The organism is Janthinobacterium sp. GW821-FHT03C08, assembly GCF_059420905.1.
In genome coordinates, this window is record NZ_JBWKUP010000006.1 from 74,878 (window position 1) to 95,215 (window position 20,338).

At 62.2% G+C, this 20,338-nt stretch carries 16 protein-coding genes; 12 read left to right on the forward strand and 4 right to left on the reverse strand.

Translation table 11 applies throughout. The annotated features are described in order from the left end of the window. The first annotated feature begins 132 nt into the window (after window positions 1-132). The 6 genes from AC07VL_RS09755 to def all read left to right on the forward strand — a co-directional run bounded on the left by AC07VL_RS09755 (window position 133) and on the right by def (window position 9,513). The gene (locus tag AC07VL_RS09755) at window positions 133-768 is read left to right on the forward strand and encodes a phosphatase PAP2 family protein (RefSeq protein WP_494805655.1); all 636 of its coding nucleotides are present in this window, start codon (window positions 133-135) and stop codon (window positions 766-768) included. Window positions 769-960: 192 nt separating this feature from the next. After that, the gene (gene smc / locus AC07VL_RS09760; RefSeq protein ID WP_494805656.1) at window positions 961-4,488 is read left to right on the forward strand and encodes a chromosome segregation protein SMC; all 3,528 of its coding nucleotides are present in this window, start codon (window positions 961-963) and stop codon (window positions 4,486-4,488) included. Next, complete coding sequence (locus tag AC07VL_RS09765; RefSeq protein ID WP_494805657.1) at window positions 4,485-5,666, forward strand: cell division protein ZipA C-terminal FtsZ-binding domain-containing protein; 1,182 nt, start codon at window positions 4,485-4,487, stop codon at window positions 5,664-5,666. Before smc ends, AC07VL_RS09765 begins: the two co-directional genes overlap by 4 nt. A 14-nt stretch (window positions 5,667-5,680) precedes the next feature. Next, a complete protein-coding gene (ligA, locus tag AC07VL_RS09770) occupies window positions 5,681-8,032 on the forward strand; it encodes an NAD-dependent DNA ligase LigA (protein ID WP_494805658.1) in 2,352 nt (783 codons plus the stop codon). Between the two features lie 54 nt (window positions 8,033-8,086). Further along, window positions 8,087-8,980 carry a UTP--glucose-1-phosphate uridylyltransferase GalU gene (gene galU, locus AC07VL_RS09775; RefSeq protein ID WP_494805659.1) on the forward strand — a complete coding sequence of 298 codons (894 nt, stop codon included), beginning with the start codon at window positions 8,087-8,089 and terminating at the stop codon, window positions 8,978-8,980. Next, window positions 8,977-9,513: a peptide deformylase gene (gene def / locus AC07VL_RS09780; protein ID WP_290602418.1), complete on the forward strand. Its 537-nt coding sequence runs from the start codon at window positions 8,977-8,979 to the stop codon at window positions 9,511-9,513. Before galU ends, def begins: the two co-directional genes overlap by 4 nt. Window positions 9,514-9,689: 176 nt before the next feature. Here def and AC07VL_RS09785 read toward each other — a convergent pair whose 3' ends face one another. The 4 genes from AC07VL_RS09785 to map all read right to left on the reverse strand — a co-directional run bounded on the left by AC07VL_RS09785 (window position 9,690) and on the right by map (window position 14,815). Continuing rightward, on the reverse strand, window positions 9,690-10,454 hold the full coding sequence (locus AC07VL_RS09785; RefSeq protein ID WP_494805660.1) for a flagellar brake protein: 765 nt from the start codon (window positions 10,452-10,454) through the stop codon (window positions 9,690-9,692). 154 nt (window positions 10,455-10,608) lie between these two features. After that, the gene (locus AC07VL_RS09790) at window positions 10,609-11,358 is read right to left on the reverse strand and encodes a pseudouridine synthase (protein WP_494805661.1); all 750 of its coding nucleotides are present in this window, start codon (window positions 11,356-11,358) and stop codon (window positions 10,609-10,611) included. A 41-nt stretch (window positions 11,359-11,399) separates the two neighbouring features. Next, on the reverse strand, window positions 11,400-13,967 hold the full coding sequence (locus tag AC07VL_RS09795; protein WP_494805662.1) for a [protein-PII] uridylyltransferase: 2,568 nt from the start codon (window positions 13,965-13,967) through the stop codon (window positions 11,400-11,402). 35 nt (window positions 13,968-14,002) lie between these two features. Continuing rightward, window positions 14,003-14,815, reverse strand: a complete 813-nt coding sequence (gene map / locus AC07VL_RS09800) for a type I methionyl aminopeptidase (RefSeq protein ID WP_076569965.1) — start codon at window positions 14,813-14,815, stop codon at window positions 14,003-14,005. Window positions 14,816-15,205: 390 nt separating this feature from the next. On the opposite strand from map, the gene rpsB reads away from it, so the two are divergent. The 6 genes from rpsB (at window position 15,206) to AC07VL_RS09830 (ending at window position 20,331) form a co-directional block, all read left to right on the forward strand. Next, window positions 15,206-15,958: a 30S ribosomal protein S2 gene (rpsB, locus tag AC07VL_RS09805; protein ID WP_086145236.1), complete on the forward strand. Its 753-nt coding sequence runs from the start codon at window positions 15,206-15,208 to the stop codon at window positions 15,956-15,958. A 159-nt stretch (window positions 15,959-16,117) separates the two neighbouring features. Continuing rightward, window positions 16,118-17,029, forward strand: a complete 912-nt coding sequence (gene tsf, locus AC07VL_RS09810) for a translation elongation factor Ts (protein ID WP_494805663.1) — start codon at window positions 16,118-16,120, stop codon at window positions 17,027-17,029. A gap of 148 nt (window positions 17,030-17,177) precedes the next feature. Next, window positions 17,178-17,894: a UMP kinase gene (gene pyrH, locus AC07VL_RS09815; RefSeq protein ID WP_086137735.1), complete on the forward strand. Its 717-nt coding sequence runs from the start codon at window positions 17,178-17,180 to the stop codon at window positions 17,892-17,894. 176 nt (window positions 17,895-18,070) lie between these two features. Then, window positions 18,071-18,631, forward strand: coding sequence for a ribosome recycling factor (gene frr / locus AC07VL_RS09820; RefSeq protein ID WP_290602408.1), 561 nt, complete (start codon window positions 18,071-18,073; stop codon window positions 18,629-18,631). Between the two features lie 99 nt (window positions 18,632-18,730). Continuing rightward, a complete protein-coding gene (uppS, locus tag AC07VL_RS09825; RefSeq protein WP_290602406.1) occupies window positions 18,731-19,498 on the forward strand; it encodes a polyprenyl diphosphate synthase in 768 nt (255 codons plus the stop codon). Beyond that, on the forward strand, window positions 19,498-20,331 hold the full coding sequence (locus tag AC07VL_RS09830) for a phosphatidate cytidylyltransferase (protein ID WP_494805664.1): 834 nt from the start codon (window positions 19,498-19,500) through the stop codon (window positions 20,329-20,331). Before uppS ends, AC07VL_RS09830 begins: the two co-directional genes overlap by 1 nt. The last annotated feature ends 7 nt before the right edge of the window (window positions 20,332-20,338 follow it).

Here is a 20,338-nt window from a genome sequence, read left to right on the forward strand (position 1 = left end):
TTTCTTTGTGGCAATTTGTGGGGCGGGAATTGTAATGGAATGTAATTCTTGCCTGCTGTTGATGAAAACCCGGGCGCAAGCAGGGGCAGTCATGGCATAGTGCAAGCTGATCATGAAATATATGCAGGCACGATGACTTGGTGGAACGGGATTTCTTTTGCGGCCGATATGTCCGTGATGGGGCCGGCGGGCGTGGCGATTGCCGTGTGGCTGCTGGTGTCGCGGCAGTGGAAGCTGGTGCTTGCCTGGAGCCTGTGGTACGGCGGCGGCCTGGCCCTCGTCGTGCTGTCCAAGCTGGCCTTCATGAGCTGGGGCGTGGGCAGCAGCGCGCTGGACTTTACCGGCTTCAGCGGCCACGCCATGCGCGCGGGCGCCGTGTTCCCCGTGCTGATGTACGTGCTGCTGCAGCAGGCGGACGGGCGCTGGCGCCAGGCCGGCGTGCTCGTCGGCGTGGCCTTTGCCGTGCTGGTGGCCATATCGCGCGTGCTCGTGCATGCGCACAGCGTCTCCGAAGCCGTCAGCGGCTGCGTGCTGGGGCTGGCCGTGGCGCTGGGTTTCATGCGCAGCGCCCGCGGTGCCGTGAATATCGCCGTCAGCCATGCGCTGGCCCTGGCCAGCCTGGCGCTGATGGTGCTGCTCAGCTTCAAGGCTGAACCCATGCCCACCGAGCAGTGGCTGCAAAGACTGGCCATGGTACTGTCCGGCCATGAGCGCGTTTTTTCCCGCGCGGACTGGAAACTGGCGCAGGATGGCCGTCCAGCCCCGTGACGTGCTGCCGGCCGCCGCCTGACGCTGCTGTTTTTTGGCCAGAAAAGCAGCGGGAAATGGTATGATGAACCACTTTTTCGCGGTGAGTGGCCAGGCTGCCGTCGCAATGGTGACCGCGGTGACCATGAAGTGAATATGAACCGGGTTCACCCATAAATCAAATGCCAGCATAGGCCAGGAACTCTAAAACACGTGCGTCTCTCTTCCATCAAGTTGTCGGGATTTAAGTCTTTCGTCGATCCCACCAATTTCCAGGTGCCAGGCCAGCTCGTGGGCGTGGTCGGACCTAACGGCTGCGGCAAGTCGAACATCATCGACGCTGTGCGCTGGGTGCTGGGCGAATCGAAAGCGTCGGAATTGCGCGGCGAGTCGATGCAGGACGTCATCTTCAACGGCTCCACGCACCGCAAGCCCGCCGGGCGCGCGTCCGTGGAGCTGGTGTTCGACAACAACGATGGCAAGGCATCCGGCCAGTGGGGCCAGTACGCCGAGATCGCCGTCAAGCGCACCCTGACGCGCGACGGCACGTCCACCTATTACATTAATGGCCAGCCCGTGCGCCGGCGCGACATCCAGGACATCTTCCTCGGCACGGGCCTGGGCCCGCGTGCCTACGCCATCATCGGCCAGGGCATGATTTCGCGCATCATCGAATCGCGCCCGGAAGAATTGCGCGTCTTCCTGGAAGAAGCGGCCGGCGTGTCGAAGTACAAGGAACGCCGCCGCGAGACGGAAAACCGGCTGCAGGACACGCGCGAGAATTTGCTGCGCGTGGAAGACATCCTGCGCGAACTCAATGCCAACCTGGAAAAACTGGAAGCGCAGGCGGCCGTCGCCACCCGCTTTCACGCCCTGCAGGCGGACCAGGAAGAAAAGCAGAAGCTGCTGTGGCTGCTGCGCAAGAACGAGGCGCAGAACGAGCAGACGCGCTATTTCCGCGAAGTGGAACAGGCGCAGACGGACCTGGAAGAACAGACGGCCAAGCTGCGCAACGTGGAACTGACCCTGGAGCAGATGCGCCAGGCGCATTTTGCCGTGGGCGACCGCCTGCATACGGCGCAAGGCCATCTGTACCAGACGAATGCGGAAATCGGCAGCCTGGAAGCGCAGATCAAGTTCGTCATCGAATCGCGCGCCCGCCTGCAAGCCCAGCTGGCCACCCTGACGGCCCAGCGCGACCAGTGGACGCAACAGGGCGGCGAATACCAGGAACAGATCGAGGAAGCGGAATTCCACCTCGAGGAACTGGCCGCCAAGGTGGAGCAGTCGCAGATGATGGCCGAACAGAAGGGCGAGCAATTGCCCGAGCTGGACGCCGCCTGGCGCGCCGCGCAGCACAAGAGCACGGAATCGCGGGCGAAAATCATGCAGGCCCAGCAGCAGCTGGAACTGGAATCGGCGCACCAGCGCAATGCCTCGAACATCCTCGCCAGCCTGTTGACGCGCCGCGAGCGCCTGCAGCAGGAAAAGAATAGCCTCAGCCTGCCCGACAGCAGCCACCTGGAAAACCTCAAGCTCCAGCTGGAAGAAAAACAGCAGGCGCTGGAAGAGCAGGGTTTTTACCTGGAAGAAGCGCTGGAGCAGCAGCCCAAGCTGGAACAGGAACGGGCCGAAGCCCAGGCACAGGTCAATGCCGAAACGGCTGCCAACGCCCAGCTGGAAGCGCGTCTTTCCGCTTTGAAACAATTGCAGGAACGGGTGCAGACGCAGGGCAAGGTCCAGCCCTGGCTGAAAAAGCACGAGCTCGATACCTTGCCCCGTCTGTGGCAAAAGCTGCAGATCGAAGCGGGCTGGGAAGCGGCCATGGAATCGATCCTGCGCGAGCGCACGTCGGCCCTGCAGCTGTCGAATATCGACTGGGCCAAGGCCTTCTTTGCGGACGCGCCGCCGGCCAAGCTGGCCCTGTACGCGCCGTCCACCGTGGCGCCGCTGCCGCTGCCGGAAGTAGCGGGCCTGAAACCCTTCCTGAACTTGTTGAAACTCAACGATCCGGGCTTGCGCGGCTTGCTGCAGGATTGGCTGTACAACGCCTACGCCGTGGAAGACGCGGCCGAGGCGCTGGCCGAACGGGGCAAATTGCCGCCGGGCGGCTATTTCGTCACGCGGCTTGGCCACGTGGTGACGGCCACCAGCGTGCGCTTCTATGCGGCCGATTCGGAGCAGGAAGGCATGTTGGGCCGCCAGCAGGAAATCGACAACATCGGTAAACAATTGCGCGCCCAGCAATTGCTGGCCGAAGAGGCGCGCGCCCGTTCCGTGCGGGCCGACGCGGCCGTGGGCGCCCTGACGCGCAACCTGTCGGACTTGCGCCTGCGCATACAGCAACTGACGTCTTCCGTGCATACCTTGCAGCTGGACGTGGTGAAACTGTCGGAAGTGGAAGCGCGCTTCAACCAGCGCAGCACGCAGATCGGCGCCGACCTGGCGGAAATTGCCGCGCAGGAAGCGGAGCAGCAGCAGATCAAGGCCGAATCGGAAGAGAAATTCGAGCAGCTGGACATGGAACTGGGCAACCTGCAGGAAGCCCACGAAGACGGCCATACGGACTTCCTGCAGAAGGAACAGCGCCTGGCCGAGGCGCGCGAAGCCTTGCGCGACCTGGAGCGTGCCGCCAAGGATACGGAATACGCGGAAAAAGCCCACCGCGCGAAGATCGAGGAATTGCGCCGCAACATCGCCACGGCCAGTACGCAGGCCCAGCAGGTGACGGCCAGCCTGCAGGCGGGCGAACTGGAACTGGCGAATCTGGAAAGCGGCGCGGCCGCCGACGGCTTGCAAGACTTGCTCGAGCGCCGCACGACGCAGGAGCGGGCGCTGGCCGACGCGCGCCATGAACTCGATCAAATTACGCAGCAGCTGCGCCTGTCCGAAGATGCGCGCACGCAGTCGGAACGCAGCCTGCAGCCGCAGCGCGACAAGATCATGGAAATGCAGCTCAAGGAACAGGCCGCGCGCCTGAACCAGGAGCAATTCGCCCAGCAACTGCTGGAATCGGGCGCCGACGAGGCGGCGTTGACGGAAAAGCTGCATCCGGACATGCGCCCATCGTACCTGCAGGGCGAAGTGACGCGCCTGACGAATGCCATCACGGCCCTGGGCGCCGTCAACCTGGCCGCGCTGGACGAGCTGGCGCAGGCGTCCGAGCGCAAGAATTTCCTCGACGCCCAGAATGCCGACTTGACGGAAGCGATCAATACCCTGGAAGACGCGATCCACAAGATCGACAAGGAAACGCGCGACCTGCTGCAAGACACGTTCGACAAGGTCAACCACCACTTTTCCGAGCTGTTCCCCATCCTGTTCGGCGGGGGACAGGCCAGGCTGACCATGACGGGCGACGAGATTCTCGATTCCGGTGTACAAGTCATGGCGCAGCCTCCCGGCAAGAAAAATGCCACCATCCACCTGTTGTCCGGTGGAGAGAAGGCGCTGACCGCGACCGCATTGGTGTTTTCCATGTTCCGCCTGAATCCGGCGCCGTTCTGCCTGCTCGACGAAGTCGATGCACCGCTGGACGATTCGAACACGGAACGCTTCTGTCGCATGGTCAAGCGCATGTCCGACCAGACCCAATTCCTTTTCATTTCGCATAACAAGATTGCGATGGAAATGGCCCATCAATTGATCGGTGTGACGATGCAGGAGCAGGGCGTATCGCGCATCGTGGCGGTGGACATGGAGTCCGCCGCAAATTTTGCAACCGAGGCACAAGCAGCATGACAGACCTTCAAATTACCTTGTTCGGCGCCGGCGGCGTCTTTATCGTCGGTGTTTTCTCGTACAACAAATGGCAGGAATACAAGGCCAAGAAAAGCGTGGAGCGGGCCTTTTCCACCGACCACGACGACGTGCTGATGCGCGAAGGCGAGGCCCCCGCGACGGACGCCCAGGAACCCGTGCTGCGCCAGGAGCCGCGCTTCGATTCCGCGCCCGCGGCGCCCGCCGTCAAGGCCGAGCCGTCGTTCGGCGCGCCGCCGGCCACGGCCGTGCCCGACGCTGCCGTGCATGCGGAACCGTCGCTGGGCGATGCGCCCGCCGAGTCCGCTCCAGTGGCCGCGCCGGCCGCTCCGCCCGTGCAGGAAGTGAGCGCCGCCAGCGAGCAGGCGACCAGCCTCGTCGACCCACTGATCGACTGCCTGCTGCCCCTGTCGCTGGAAGCGCCCGTGCGCGGCGACAAGATCCTGCCCGTGCTGCAAACCCTGCGCCTGGTGGGCAACAAGCCCGTGCACTTTATCGGTTTGCATGTGAACGGCGACTGGGAACCGATCACGCACGGCGGTGTCTATACGAAGATGCAGGGCGGCGTGCAGCTGGCCAGCCGCAGCACGGCCCTGAATGAACTGGAATACTCGGAACTGGTCACGCGCCTGCGCGGCGTGGCCGACGACATCGGCGCCGAGCCGGAAGTGCCGGATATGATGGAAGTGATGGCCGAAGCGCGCAATCTGCACCGCTTCGTCGCCGGCCACGATGCCCAGCTGGGCGTCAACCTGCACACGAATGGCGCGCCGTGGGCCATTTCTACCCTGCTCGTTGCGTTGGAGAAACAAGGCTTCGACGTGCGTCCGGACGGCCGCTTCGTCATGCCCGATGGCGATGGCGGCTACCTGTTCTCGCTGTCGACCAACGTCACCCTGGCCGAGGAAACGACGCCCCGTTTGACCCTGCTGCTGGACGTGCCTTGCGTGGCGCCCGCGCGCGACGGTTTCGGCGCCATGGTCGCCTGCGCCAAGGCGTTGGTGGGCCGCCTGGACGCCACTATCGTCGACGACTACAACCAGGCCCTGTCGGACGCGGCGCTGGCCGAGATCGCCGGCCAGGTGCAAGAGTTTTACCAGGAAATGGACGCGGCCGACATCCCGGCAGGCTCCACCCGCGCCCTGCGTTTATTTAGCTGAAGAATCCCGCAACAATGACTGATCTGACCAACCAGGACGCCGCCAGCCGCGTCCTGGCACTCACCGCCGAACTCAACCGGCACCTGCACGCCTACCACGTGCTCGACAATCCCACCATTCCCGACGCCGAGTATGACCGGCTGTTCGCCGAACTGCAGGCGCTGGAAGCGGCCCACCCGGAGCTGCGCGCGCCCGATTCGCCCACCCTGCGCGTGGGCGCGGCGCCCCTGCCGCAATTCGAGCAAGTCACGCACACGGTGCCGATGTTGTCGCTGAACAATGGTTTCACCGATGACGATATCGTCAATTTCGACCGCCGCGTGCGCGAGGGCCTGGAACTCGACGGGGAAGAGGTCGCGTATGCGGCCGAAGTGAAATTCGATGGCCTGGCCATCAACCTGCGCTATGAGCACGGCCTGTTCGTGCAGGCCGCCACGCGCGGCGACGGCGCCACGGGCGAGGACGTGACGGCGAATATCCGCACGATTTCCGGCATCCCCCTGCGCCTGCATGGCGGGAACGTCCCGGCCCTGCTCGACGTGCGCGGTGAAGTGATGATGTTCAAGGCGGACTTTGCCCGCCTGAACGAGCGCCAGCGCGAGGCGGGCCAGAAGGAATTCGCCAACCCCCGCAATGCGGCGGCCGGCAGCCTGCGCCAGCTCGATTCGCGCATCACGGCCCAGCGCAAGCTGCGTTTCTATGCCTACGGCATCGGCGCCCTCGACGGCGCTGCCATGCCCGTGTCCCATTCGGCCCTGCTGGACTGGTACGACACCCTGGGCATTCCCGTGTCGTCCGAACGCCGCGTGGTGCACGGCGCGCAGGGTTTGCTGGATTACTATGCCGACATCGGCGCGCGGCGTCCTGCCTTGCCGTATGAAATCGATGGCGTCGTCTACAAGGTCAACGCGACGGAAGACCAGCAGGAACTGGGCTTTGTCTCGCGCGCGCCCCGTTTTGCGCTGGCGCACAAGTTTCCCGCCGAAGAGGCGCTGACGCAGGTGCTGGGCATCGACATCCAGGTGGGCCGCACGGGTGCCATGACGCCCGTGGCGCGTCTGGCGCCCGTGTCCGTCGGCGGCGTGACGGTGACCAACGCCACCTTGCACAATGAAGACGAAGTGCTGCGCAAGGATGTGCGCGTGGGCGATACCGTCATCGTGCGCCGCGCCGGCGACGTGATCCCCGAAGTGCTGTCCGTCGTGCTGGAACGGCGGCCGGAACCGGCGCCGCCGCCGTTCAAGATGCTGGAGCGTTGCCCCGTCTGCGATTCCCACGTCGTGCGCGAAGAGGGCGAGGCCATCGCCCGCTGCTCGGGCGGCCTGTTCTGCTCGGCCCAGCGCAAGGAAGCGTTCCGCCATTTCGCGGGCCGTCGCATGATGGATATCGAGGGATTGGGGGAACGTTATATCGACACCCTGGTCGAACTGGAATACGTGCACGGCCTGGCCGACCTGTACAGTTTGACCCTGGACAAATTGCTGGAAATGAAGCTGCGCGCGGACGAGCGCGATGGTTCCACGCCTGAAACAGTGCAACAAGGCAAGATTCCCACCAAGTGGGCGGAAAACCTGCTGGCCGGCATAGCAGCCAGCAAGCAGCCGCCGCTGGAGCGTTTCCTGTTCGCGCTGGGCATCCGCCACGTGGGCGAATCGACGGCCAAGACCCTGGCCGAGTGGCTCGGCAGCCTGGATTATGTGCGCCGGGCGCCGGCGGCCCTGCTGCGCGTGCTGCCCGATATCGGCGGCACGGTGGCCGAGTCGATTGCCGGCTTCTTTGCGGAAGAAAAGAACCAGCAGGCATTGGATGCCTTGCTCGGCGCGGGCGTGACGCCGCAAGGCGAACATGCGCCCAGCGCCAAGCTGCGCACGCAGCTGGAGCAAAGCAAGCTGCTGGCCGCGCTGGCCATCCCGAAGCTGACGGAGCCGCGCAGCAAGCAGCTGGTGGAGCGGGGCGTGACCCTGGCCAGCCTGGCGGCACAGGGCGCCAGTTTCCATGCGGGCTTGCCCGCCGCCGTGGCCGAGTCGCTGGCGGCCTGGCTGGCGCAGGAGGCGAATGTCGCTGCGCTGCACCAACTGGACGCCCTGCGCGAGGAATTGCTGTCACAATTGCCGGAACAGGCAGCCGCTGGCGGCAAGCTGGAGGGCAAGACCTTCGTCTTGACGGGCACCTTGCCCAACATGAGCCGCGACGAGGCAGCCGAGCTGATCGAGGCGGCCGGCGGCAAGGTCAGCGGTTCCGTGTCGAAAAAGACCAGTTATGTCGTCGCCGGCGCGGATGCCGGCAGCAAGCTGGCCAAGGCCCAGGATCTGGGCGTGGCTTTGCTCGACGAGGCTGGCTTGCTGGCCTTGCTGGCGCAGGAATAGGGCGCGCATGATCCACGGTCATCGGTATTCATTCAATATTTTGCAGATAGACCCATGAAAAAAATCAGAAAAGCAGTCTTTCCCGTCGCCGGCCTGGGCAGTCGCTTCTTGCCGGCCACCAAGGCGCAGCCGAAGGAAATGCTGCCCATCGTCGACAAGCCCCTGATCCAGTACGCGGTGGAAGAGGCCGTGGCGGCGGGCATCACGGAAATGATCTTCATCACGGGTCGCAACAAGCGCGCCATCGAAGACCATTTCGACACGGCCTACGAGCTCGAAACGGAACTGGAAGCGGCCGGCAAGCGCCAGTTGCTGGAAATGGTGCAGAACGTCATTCCCAAGCACATCAACTGCATCTACATCCGCCAGTCGGCGCCCCTCGGCCTGGGCCACGCCGTGCTGTGCGCCCGTCCCGTCATCGGCGACGAGCCCTTTGCCGTGCTGCTGGCCGACGACTTCATGGACGTGGAGGAGGGCACGCGGCCCGTGCTGGCGCAGATGGCCGACGTCTTCCAGTACGAAAATTGTTCACTGCTGGCGGTGCAGGATGTGCCCCGCGCGGAAACCCGGCAATACGGCATCGTCAGCGCCCAGCATTACCAGCCTGACCTGGAGCTCGTGTCGGCCATCGTGGAAAAGCCTGCGCCGGAAGAGGCGCCATCGACCCTGGCCGTCGTGGGCCGCTACGTGCTGAGCAGCCGCATCTTCGATCACCTGGAAAACCTGGGGACGGGGGCCGGCGGCGAAATCCAGCTGACGGACGGCATCGCCGCCCTGATGCGCGAAGAGCGCGTACTGGCCTACCGCTACACGGGCCAGCGCTATGACTGCGGCTCCAAGCTGGGCTACCTGAAGGCGACGACGGCGATGGGCATGAAGCATCCGGAAACGGGTGCCGCTTTCCGCGCATACCTGCAACAGCTACAAACGACCGGGGAGGCGAAATGACGGTGCGCCCGATCTTGAAAATGGGCGACCCGCGCCTGCTGCGGATGGCCGAACCCGTGCGCGAATTCGATACGCCCGAATTGCATGCGCTGATCGCCGACATGTTCGACACCATGCATGCCGCCAACGGCGCAGGCCTGGCGGCGCCGCAGATCGGCGTCAACCTGCAGGTGGTGATCTACGGCTTCAAGCAGAACCTGCGCTATCCCGATGCGCCGCAGGTGCCGGAAACCGTGCTCATCAATCCCGTGCTGACGCCTTTGTCGGAGCGCAAGGAAGAGGGTTTCGAGGGCTGCCTGTCCGTGCCGGGTCTGCGCGGCAGCGTGCCGCGCTGGAGCGAGTTGCACTATGAAGGCGTGGACCAGTTCGGCCAGCCCATCAGCCGCGACTGCGACGGCTTCCATGCGCGCGTGGTACAGCACGAGGTGGACCACCTGCATGGCATTCTGTATCCGATGCGTATCGTTGATTTTACGCAATTCGGTTACACGGACGTGATGTTCCCGGACCTCGACCCGAACGACGACGATTGAGCGGCACCTGAAAAAACGCCCATGGCGGCGTTGCATTGCCTCGCCGTACTAATCCTGCCGTCTTCGGCAAGGCGCCTTGCCCTGAACGTTTTTCAGGCGCTTCGTGACCGTTACTGTCAAATAAAAATGGCCGCGCAGCATCAGCTGGGCGGCCATTTTTTTTGTGCGGGCGCAGCTCAGCGTACCTTGCGGCTGCTGCCCAGGTTGTCGAGCAGGGTCTTCAATTCATCCTGCATGGCTTGCGTCAGGTTCAGGAAGCGGCAGCCGATCTGCACCTGCTCGCCCAGCAGGAAGGAGCGGAAGGTGCGCGACAGGCGGATTTCCAGGTCGGCAATCATGACCTTGTCCGGCCCCAGCTCCAGGCGCACGCGCGACAGCTTGCGCCCCACGTACAGGCCTACCGTATCGCGCGGGTGGGCGCGCATGCCGATGCCGCCGGCGGAAAAATCGTACAGCTGCAATTCGTAGGGACGGCCTTCCAGCACGAAGGCGGCCAGGTAGTACACGCCCAGCGGCGTTTCCAGGCGTGCCGATTCGCGCCGCTCCAGCACCAGGCAATGGCTGGGGAAGTTTGTCAGGTAGACGTTCGGGCGCTCGGGATAGGCTTCCCATTCGCCGTTGATGGTAAATTGCAGCTTGGCGTTTTGTACCCAGGAAACAAACGTGGCGCCCCCTGCGGGCAGGGTGGCACCCTCATTGAGTTCCAGCACGAATTGCGGCAAGTCGTCGTCGACGGACAGGATGCGCGCCATGATGACGTCTTCGCCCCCGGTGGGGTAGATGGAGATGGCGTCGCCATTATCGGCCAGGCTGCACAGGGTTTCGCCGATATCCCACGGATCGCTCATGTGGTGCGGCTTGGTGCCGGGCGCCATCGGCTCGGCCACGTCGGCCAGGCTGGGCGCGCCCTTGCGCAGGGGATTGGGGATGGGATCGTTCACGACAGCGTATCTCTTATGTTCTAATGGGGAATAGTGTATAGGTTCAGAGCAATATTTGCTAACCAAATCACAATAATTATCTTTATATCACTATCATCCGGCGCTTTTGCCTGTGCCGGCATGCCGCCTGGCATGCCAGGTGGCGCCGGCGCGCTTAAAACTGTTCGTCCGCGCTCAGGTAGCGCCATTGGCCTGTCGGCAAGTCGCCCAGCTTGACCTTGCCGATGCGCACGCGTTTCAATCCCAGCACTTTCAGGCCGACGGCTTCGCACATGCGGCGGATCTGGCGTTTCTTGCCTTCGCGCAAGGTAAAGCTCAGCTGGTCTTCATTTTGCCAGCGCACCTTGGCCGGCAGCAGCGGCTTGCCGTCCAGCCACAGGCCATGGTTGAGCTTTTTCAGGTCGCTGTCGGGCAGGGTGCCGCCCTTGGTGTAGCTGACGCGCACCAGGTATTCCTTGTCGATATCGGTATCGTGGCCGATCAGCTGCTTGGCCACGCGGCCGTCCTGGGTCAGCACCAGCAGGCCGACGGAGTCGATGTCCAGGCGGCCGGCGGCCACCAGGCTGCGCAGCTGCGTGGGGTGGAACTGTTCCGGGCTGCGGTCTTCCGCCCAGCGGTTTTCCGCCTTGATCAGGGCCACGGCGGGCGTGTAGCCGTCCTCGGCCTGGCCGCTGACATAGCCGACGGGTTTGTTGATGAGGACGGTGACGCGCTTCGACTGCTCGGCGGCCGCCTGGCGCTCCACGGTGACGCGCTGGCTGGGGGTGACCTTGCTGCCCAGCTCGGAGACCACCTTGCCATCGACGCGGACCCAGCCGCGTGCGATCCATTCATCGGCTTCGCGGCGCGAGCACAGGCCCAGTTCGGACATGCGTTTGGACAAGCGTAATAATTCTTCGGTCATGTTGTTTCAGTTTCAGTAAGGGTAGGCGACGCGCGGCAAGCTTATACTTTCAGCGCATCGAGTAAATCGGTTTCCAGCAATATCTGGTTGCGGGCATTGTTGAGCGCGGGGCCGTCGACGAGGAAGACGTCTTCGACCCGCTCGCCCAGGGTCATGATCTTGGCCGTGTGCAGGTTGATGCGGTACTTGGTCAGCACGTTGGCGATCGAGTACAGCAGGCCCGTGCGGTCGTTGGCGGCCACCGACAGCAGGTAATACTGGCCCTTTTCATCGGGCCGCAGGTCAACGGTCGGCTGGAAGGGGAAGGTGCGCGACAGGCGCGACAGCCGTCCCTTGCCCGGCGGCGGCAGCGGTGCCTGCGACTGCAGCAGCTCGCCCAGTTCGTGCTCGATCAGGCTGATGATGTCGCGGTAGCTCTTGGCAAAATTCTGCTCGGTGACGAGGAAGGTGTCGAGCGCATAGCCGTTCTTCGTCGTGTGGATCTTCGCGTCGAGGATGCTGAAGTTCTTGCGGTCGAAATAGCTGCAGATGCGCGCGAACAGGTCGGGCTGGTCGGGCACGTACACGGCCACCTGCAAGCCTTCGCCGATGGGCGCCAGGCGGCATTTTACCACCGGCAACTTGCTGTCGAGCTTGTCATACAGCGAGCGCGTCTGCCAGGCGATGTCGGAGGCGTCGTGGCGCAGGAAATACGCCACGTCCAGCTGCTGCCACAGCTTTACATGCGCATCGGGCGGCAAGCCGTACAGGCGCAGGGTGGCCAGCGCTTCCTGCTGGCGGTTCTTCAGCTCGCGGTCGGCCGTGTGCGGTTCGCCGCCCAGCACGCGCAGGGTGATCTTGTACAGGTCTTCCAGCAATTTCCCTTTCCACGCATTCCACACCTTCGGGCTGGTGCCGCGGATGTCGGCCACCGTCAGCAGGTACAGGCCCGTCAGGTGGCGCTCGTCCTTGACCACCTTGGCGAACGCCTGGACAACGTCGGGGTCGGATAAATCCTGTTTTTGCGCCACTTGCGACATGGTCAAATGATTTTCCACCAGGAAGGCGATGAGTTCCGTGTCATCAAAGGACAGACCGTGGTCCTGGCAGAACTGGGTGGCGTCGGCCACGCCCAGCTTGGAATGGTCGCCGCCGCGTCCCTTGGCGATATCGTGGAACAGGGCCGCCACGTACAGCAGCCACGACTGGGAGAAATCGGCCATCAGTTGGCTGCAGAACGGGTATTCGTGTGCGTGCTCGCTCATGGTGAAGCGGCGCATGTTGCGCACCACCATCAGGATGTGCTGGTCGACCGTGTACACGTGGAACAGGTCGTGCTGCATCTGTCCCACGATACGGCGGAAATTCGGCAGGTAGCGCCCCAGGATGCTCATCTCGTTCATGCGCCGCAGCGCATGGATGATGCCGACCGGCGCCTGCATGATGCGCAGGAACAGGGCGCGGTTGACGGGGTCCTGGCGGAAGGCCGCATCGATCTTGAAGCGCGCGTGCCACAGGGCCCGCGTGGCGCGCGACGTCATGCCCTTCAGGGCGGGGCGCTCCGTCATCAGGACGAAAATTTCCAGCATGGAGGAAGGATATTGCTCAAACGTATCGTCGGCACTGATATCGATCAAGCTGTTGACTTCATTGAAGCGCTCGTTGATGGGCACGGCCACGTCGTCCTGCGGAAACAGGCGCGCCTCGATGTTTTGCAACAGGATCGTGTTGAGCTGCGTCACCGTCTTGGCGGCCCAGTAATAGCGCTGCATGAGAAATTCGCTGGCGCGGCGCATGTGCGGTCCGCTGCCCGTGGCCTGCAGGCCCAGCGATTCGGCGATGGCCGTCTGCACGTCGAACACGAGGCGGTCTTCGCGCCGGCCCGCATGCAGGTGCAGGCGCACGCGGATATCCTTGAAGGCGCGCTCCTTTTCCATCAGCTGGCGCGCTTCCGTCAGGGTGATCAGGCCGCCCGTGGCCAGGGTGCGCCACGAGTTCGCCAGGCCCGCCGCCTTGGCCACCCACAGGATCACCTGCAGGTCGCGCAGGCCGCCCGGGCTTTCCTTGCAATTCGGTTCCAGGCTGAAGGCCGTGTCTTCGTACTTGGCGTGGCGCTGGCGCATTTCCGCCGTCTTTGCCTGGAAAAACGCCTGCGGGTCCATGGCTGCGTCGTAACGCTGCTGCAATTGCGCGAACAGTTCCGCATTGCCGCACACGAGGCGCGCTTCGAGCAGGCTGGTCTGCACGGTGATGTCGGCCTTCGATTCGACCATGCATTCATCGACGGTGCGGATGCTGTGGCCGATTTCCAGGCCCAGGTCCCACAGCAGCTGCACCAGTTCCTCGAGCTTTTCCTGCGTGCCGGCGTCCGGCGCCTGCTGCAGCAGGATCAGCAGGTCGACGTCGGAATAGGGAAACAGTTCGCCACGGCCATAGCCGCCCACGCCCACCAGCGCCGTGCCGGGCGGCAATTCCGCTTCCTGCCAGGCGCGCGCCAGCACGCCGTCGACGCTGTGGCGCAGGCTGCGCAGCAGTTTTTCAGGCTTGCCGTCGGCCTGGAAGGCCGCAATGACGACCTGGCGGTCGGCTTTCAGTTGCTGTTTCAGCTGTTCCCGAACTTGCTTTTTCATCTGGGCCCTGGGTGGCGGTGCGTGGGAGAGAAGAATCAGGCCTTGTTCAGGATCAAGGCGGGCGGTGGCGGCATGCCGGGCGACACGGTCAGCACTTCATAGCCCGTTTCCGTCACCAGCACCGTGTGTTCCCACTGCGCCGACAGGCTGCGGTCCTTGGTCTTGATGGTCCAGCCGTCATTCATTTCGCGGATTTCGCGGCGGCCCGCGTTGATCATGGGTTCGACGGTAAAGATCATGCCCGCTTCCAGGCGCTCCAGGGTGCCTGGCTTGCCGTAATGCAGTACTTGCGGTTCTTCATGGAAGACCTTGCCGATGCCGTGGCCGCAGAATTCGCGCACGACGCTGTAGCCGGCCTTTTCCGCGTGTTGCTGGATGGCGTGGCCGATATCGCCCAGGTGGGCGCCCGGCTTGATCTGGTCGATTCCCAGCCACATGCATTCATAGGTGATTTCCGACAGGCGCTTGGCCAGGATGGTCGGCGTGCCGACGAGGAACATGCGGCTGTTGTCGCCGTGGTAGCCATCCTTGATGACGGTGATGTCGAGGTTGACGGAGTCGCCGCTCTTGAGGACCTTGTCGCCGGGAATGCCGTGGCAGATGACGTCATTGACGGAGGTGCAGATGGCCTTCGGGTAAGGCGTGTAGCCGGGCGGGCAATAGTTCAGCGGGGCAGGGATGGTGCCTTGCACGTTGACCATGTATTCGTGGCACAGGCGGTCCAGTTCGCCCGTCGTGACGCCCACCTTGACGAAGGGGGTGATGTAGTCGAGTACTTCGGCGCCGAGCTTGCCGGCTACGCGCATGCCTTCGATGTCGGCGGCGGAATTGATACGGATGGTGGACATGATGTGATTCGCAATCTGCAAGAAATTCGGGTGAAAAGCACAGACAAATCCTGCTGAGCGAGGAAAAGTCTGCAAATATGTCGAAATTATAAACGAGGCGCCCCTGATGCGCCGCCTCCTTCCTATGGCCGGAGGGGGATTTCAAGGGGAAAGGGCGCTGCCGCCACACCTTGCACCAGCGTGGTGCGTCGGACGCTTTCGCCCGGCGCGCGATTTGCGCTGCGCACTTGATGTCACGGCTATTTCGGTGTAGAATCCCGGGTTGCTTGAATTCTCTTTTAAGCAATGCAGTAAAACAGTGTCTTTAATTTATATAAACACGCGAATCCGGTCGACAAGGGTGCCTGTATGGTGACTGATCGGATTCCAGACCCAACCCTGGAGTTAATAATGTCCGTAACAATGCGCGAAATGCTGGAAGCCGGTGTCCACTTTGGTCACCAAACCCGTTTTTGGAATCCAAAAATGGCACCGTTCATCTTCGGCCATCGCAACAAGATCCACATCATCAACCTGGAAAAAACCATGGCGATGTACCAGGACGCAATGAAGCACGTGCGTCAACTGGCTGCAAACCGTGGCACCATCCTGATGGTTGGCACCAAGCGTCAAGCCCGCGAAATCATCGCTGCTGAAGCACAACGCGCTGGCGTGCCTTTCGTTGATCAACGTTGGTTGGGCGGCATGCTGACCAACTTCAAAACGATCAAAACCTCGATCAAGCGCCTGAAGGACATGGAAGCGATGGTCGAAGACGGTTCGATCGAGAAGCTGTCGAAAAAAGAAGCGCTGATGTTCTCCCGCGAAATGATCAAGCTGCAAAAATCGATCGGCGGCATCAAGGACATGGGCGGCGTTCCTGACGCAATCTTCGTCGTCGACGTCGGCTACCACAAAGGTGCGATCACCGAAGCGGCTAAACTGGGTATCCCGGTCATCGGCGTTGTCGATACCAACCACTCCCCAGAAGGCGTGAACTTCGTGATCCCAGGTAACGATGACTCCTCGAAAGCCATCATGTTGTACGCTCGCGGTGTTGCTGATGCAATCATCGAAGGCCGTGCAGCTGCCGGTAACGAAGTTGTTGAAATGGTTAAAGCAGCCGCTGGCGACGAATTCGTCGAAGTGAACGAACAGGCTTAATGGCCAGGCTGTCGCAAGACAGCCGTTTGTAAGCACAGCAGTAATGGAAAAGGGGTGGCAGCAGCTCCCCCTTTTTTTTAACAAAAAAACGATAGTGACCGCTGGCAAGGCGCAAGCCCGTGCCGCGACTATCGACTCTCACCGAATCAGGAGAAACACATGGCAGCGATTACAGCAGCGATGGTAGGCGAATTGCGCGGCAAAACCGACGCACCAATGATGGAATGCAAAAAAGCACTGACCGAAGCCGATGGCGACATGGCGCGTGCGGAAGAGATCCTGCGCGTCAAGCTGGGCGGCAAGGCATCGAAAGCATCGGCACGCATCACCGCTGAAGGCGTAGTGGCAACCTACATCGCCAATGGCGTGGGCGCCCTGGTCGAAGTGAACTCGGAAACCGACTTCGTTGCGAAAAACGACGACTTCCTGGCGCTGGCAAACAATGCCGCCCGTCTGGTCGCGGAACACAACCCGGCTGACGTAGCTGCCCTGCTGGCCCTGCCACTCGATGGCACGACCCTGGACGAAGTGCGCGCTGCCCTGATCGGCAAAATCGGCGAAAACATGACCATCCGCCGCTTCCAGCGTTTCGAAACCAGCAACAAGCTGGCATCGTACCTGCACGGCTCGCGCATTGGCGTGATCGTCGAATTCGACGGCGCCGATGAGCAAGTAGGCAAGGACGTGGCCATGCACATCGCCGCCATGAAGCCAGTGTCGCTGTCGTCGAACGAAGTTCCTGCGGAACTGATCGAAAAAGAGCGTTCGGTTGCCCAACTGAAAGCCGAAGAAGACGCAGCCAAAGCGGCCGCCGAAGGCAAGCCAGCGCAATCGCCGGAAATCCTGGCCAAGCGCCTGGAAGGTTCCGTACAGAAATTCCTGAAAGAAGTTTCCCTGCTGAACCAAGCTTTCGTGAAAAACGACAAGCTGTCGGTTGAGCAAATGCTGAAGGCGGCGAACACCACCGTCAAGGGTTTCGCCATGTACGTCGTGGGCGAGGGCATCGAGAAGAAGCAAGACGACTTCGCAGCAGAAGTCGCAGCACAGATGGCTGCCTCCCAGGGAGCGTAAGTAAAGCGGGCCGAGAGGCCCGTTTTTTTGGCCCGCCCGCACCCGTCGTGCCGGGCGGCGGCATGGGCAGCTTCCTCCCGCCTATCCGGCGCTGCAAGGCGCTGCGCCATGTCATACTCGAATAACCTCATTTATGGAGCCCCAGCTCATGTCAAAACCAGCCTACAAGCGCGTCCTCCTCAAGTTGTCCGGCGAAGCCCTGATGGGCGATGATCCCTACGGCATCAACCGCGCCACGATCGAGCGCATGGTGGCCGATGTGGCCGAGGTGGCGAAATTGGGTGTGGAACTGGCAATCGTGATTGGCGGCGGCAATATCTTCCGTGGCGTTGCGCCCGGCGCGCAAGGCATGGACCGTGCCACCGCCGACTACATGGGCATGCTGGCCACCGTGATGAACGCACTGGCCCTGGCCGATGCCATGCGCCATGTCGGCATCACCGCGCGCGTCATGTCGGCCATCGGCATCGAACAGGTTGTCGAGCCGTACGTCCGTCCGAAAGCCCTGCAATACCTGGAAGAGGGTAAAGTGGTCGTCTTCGCCGCCGGTACCGGCAACCCCTTCTTTACCACCGACACGGCCGCGGCCCTGCGCGGTTCCGAGATCAGCGCCGAGATCGTCCTGAAGGCCACCAAGGTGGACGGCGTCTATACGGCCGATCCGAAGAAGGACCCGAACGCGACCCTGTTCAACACGATCACGTTCGACGATGCCATCGCCAAGCACCTGCAAGTGATGGATGCCACCGCATTCGCCCTGTGCCGCGACCAGAAACTGCCGATCAAGGTGTTTTCGATCACCAAGCCGGGCGCGCTGATGCGCGTGATTCTCGGTGAAGACGAAGGTACTTTGGTTCACGTCTAAATTAGTATTAGTAGTAATTTCAAGATTCATTAACATTAATAACGCCTGACAAAACCGTCGCGAGCGGAAGGCAGTTGTGGCCGAGAAGCGCAACCGTACGAAGGTACGGTGAGCATCGCAGGCCGCAAATGCCGACGCGCAGCAGGTTTTGACAGGCGTCACCACAGGAGAGCAGCATGTCCTTAGCTGACGTTAAAAAGAATGCCCAGGAACGCATGGCGAAGTCGCTGGAAACACTGAGGGCCGATCTGGCCAAAGTGCGTACCGGCCGCGCCCATACGGGTATCCTGGACCACGTGATGGTCGAGTACTACGGTTCGCCGACGGCGCTGACCCAGGTGGCCAACGTGACCCTGATCGATGCGCGCACCATCGGCGTGCAGCCATATGAAAAGAAGATGGCCTCGACCATCGAAAAAGCCATCCGCGACGCCGACCTGGGCCTGAACCCGTCGGCGCAGGGCGACCTGATCCGCGTGCCGACTCCGCCACTGACGGAAGAGCGCCGCAAGGAGATGGTCAAGCTGGTCAAGAGCGAAGCGGAAGACGCGAAAATTGCCGTGCGCAATATTCGTCGCGATGCGAATGAATCGCTGAAGAAACTGGTCAAGGAAAAAGCCTGTTCCGAAGACGACGAGCGCCGCTCGTCGGAAGAAGTGCAGAAACTGACGGACAAGTTTATTGCCGACATCGACAAGATGGTCGTCGACAAAGAAAAAGAAGTGCTGACGGTCTAGTTTTCGGCCCCTTTGACACTGCCCGGAAAAGCATGGCTTTTCCGGGCAGTGCTATTTGGCGCATAATAGTTATCTTTTATTTTTGGCATTAGTGTTTTCATGATCTATTCGAGTTCGACAACGGCAGTACCGGAGGTGGGCACGGTGCCGCGCCATGTGGCAATCATTATGGATGGCAATGGTCGCTGGGCAACCAAGCGCTTCCTGCCCCGCGTGGCAGGCCACGTCAAGGGCGCCGACGCCGTGCGCGGTGTCGTCGAGCTTTGCCTCGACCGCGGCATCGAGTACCTGACCCTGTTTGCCTTCAGTTCGGAGAACTGGCGCCGCCCGGAAGAAGAGGTGTCGATGCTGATGCGCCTGTTCGTCACCATGCTGGAACGCGAAGTGGTCAAGATGCACGCCAACGATATCCGCCTGAAGGTGGTGGGCGACTTGTCGCGCTTCAATGAACAGCTGCAAACCCTGATCGCCAACGCCGAACGCAAGACGGCCCGCAACACGCGCCTGACGGTGACCATCTGCGCCAACTATGGCGGCCGCTGGGACATCATGCAGGCAGTCAACAAAATGACGGCCGAGGCGGGGACCGATGGCCAAGCCGCCGGGCACGCTTACACGGAAGAGCAGCTGGCGCCGCACCTGGCCATGGCCTACGCGCCCGAGCCCGACCTGTTCATCCGCACGGGCGGCGAACAGCGCATTTCCAATTTCCTGCTGTGGCAACTGGCGTACACTGAGTTGTATTTCACCGAGACTTTCTGGCCCGACTTCAATGTCGACTGCCTTGACGCGGCAATCGCGTCCTACCAGCAGCGCGAACGGCGCTTTGGCCGTACCAGTGCGCAATTAACTGAAAAGACAAACTGATGCTGAAAACACGGATAATCACCGCCCTGGTCTTGTTGGCGGTCTTGCTGCCGGTTCTGTATCTCAACTATTTCCCCGCTTTCGCCGTGATCGCCACGGCGTTCTTCGGCGCCGCCGTATGGGAAAGCTTCCGCCTCTTCAAAAATCGCCATGCGCTCGTGATCGCGGCCGTGTGGACTGCAGCGTTCGCTTATACGTTTTTTGTCGGTAATGGCATGGCACAGCTCAATTTCTGGTTCGCCCTGTGCGTGGCCATCTGGCTGATCCGCTTCGTGCCGTCGCTGGCGACGGGCTTGCCGCCCATGGAAGGCCTGGGCAACACCTTGCTCAGCCTGGTGTACCCCGTCACCATCGTCGGCTGCTTCGTCGCCATCGTTGCCCTGTTCCTGCATAGCCCCTTATTCCTGCTGTCCGTCATGGCCCTCGTCTGGATCGCCGACATCGGCGCCTATTTCTCGGGCAAGGCCTTCGGCAAGCGCAAGCTGGCGCCAAGTATTTCCCCTGGGAAATCCTGGGAGGGCGCCATCGGCGGCGGCATCGCCGTGCTCGTCATCGCCGCCATCACCATCGTGGCCGCGCCATCGCTGCCGGTGCTGCAGGATACCTTTGCCGTGCAACTGCAATTGCGCCGCGGCTGGCTCGTGGCCCTGCTGGTGCTGCTGCTGATCGTCGCCGCCAGCATCGTCGGCGACCTGTTCGAATCCCAATTGAAGCGCCGCGCCGGCATCAAGGACAGCAGCAACCTGCTGCCTGGCCATGGCGGCGTGCTTGACCGTATCGATGCCTTGATCCCGGTCTTGCCATTTGCCGCCCTCGTGGCAAGTTGGCTTTAAGGAAACT